Annotated in this window: 2 protein-coding genes; both read left to right on the top strand. The window is 29.8% G+C overall.

The genetic code is table 11. The features are described from left to right. A partial coding sequence (locus tag IDG60_RS23090) for a hypothetical protein (RefSeq protein ID WP_241013404.1) occupies positions 1–94 on the top strand: 94 nt, incomplete at its 5' end. A gap of 410 nt (positions 95–504) precedes the next feature. Further along, the coding region (locus tag IDG60_RS19295) for a transporter permease (RefSeq protein ID WP_481906111.1) at positions 505–661 on the top strand (157 nt) is incomplete at its 3' end.

Genomic DNA, 661 nt, shown 5'->3' with positions numbered 1-661 from the left:
TCCAGCAACGACTAATAAAGCTTCATATAATGGTCCAAAAGGGCCAACAGGATTTATGATTCCGACGATAGTACAATGGTTAAAACAACAATAATTTAATTATTTGCCTGATACAACTTGTGTCTTGTTATACATTTCTAATTTAACTCTTGAAAGTATAAAGGATCGCATTGTATCAGGCATTTTCATTGTTGTAAGAAAATATAAATCGCATATCCTTGTGAGCATAAATCAACTTGATTAGCATTGCAAAAACTTATTATAATCATATGCTCATTCAGTCAACGACTACTAATATAACATTATAGAACTTAGGATTTTGATTGGTGTTCCAGGCTTGTAAAATTGTTTAATTTAATGAAAGTGAAAATTATTTTAAGAAAGACAATTAACTAAAAAATAAAGATTATGGGTATAGTTTGCTATTGACAGGTGTTAAAGCTACTGATACTATGTAGTCTATAAACGCTTTAGTTCGATAGAGCGATAAAGGATGGTTATCATATGATAAATGCAGTAGTAATAGCAGTAATATTAATGATTGTGCTATGTTTATGTCGATTAAACGTAGTTATAAGCTTATTTATCAGTGCGCTAGTTGGTGGCTTAATTTCAGGCATGAGCATTGAAAAAGTTATAAATGTATTTGGGAAAAATATAG

The sequence above is a fragment of the Staphylococcus sp. EG-SA-2 genome (genome assembly GCF_017152085.1).
Note: the sequence above shows the minus strand (reverse complement) of the source record. Positions and strands in the feature narration are given on the sequence as shown.